At 53.7% G+C, this 227-nt stretch carries 1 protein-coding gene; it reads left to right on the forward strand.

Features of this window, described 5'->3' with window-relative positions; all coding sequences use genetic code 11:
* Window positions 1-227, forward strand: a 227-nt coding sequence (locus S1OALGB6SA_RS09895; protein WP_442789596.1) for a hypothetical protein, incomplete at both ends; no start/stop codon positions are given.

A 227-nucleotide genomic window follows, 5' to 3' on the forward strand; every position in this document is an offset into this window, starting at 1 on the left:
TTGATATCCTGCAAGGTTTTCGAGAACACCAGTACGGAATCCGACAGCACCAGCAAAGCCTGGGTGGTAAGCATCTTAGCCGGCAGTGACACAGCGAATTCTGGAAATGGCACCGGCACCACGGCACAGTTTAACTACCCCTACGGAATGGCTGTGGACTCATCCGGCAATTTCTATGTGGCAGATACTAACAACCACCGCATCCGGAAAATCACGCCGGCGGGGGT

The organism is Olavius algarvensis spirochete endosymbiont, assembly GCA_900608495.1.
GTDB lineage: Bacteria > Spirochaetota > Spirochaetia > DSM-2461 > DSM-2461 > UBA2779.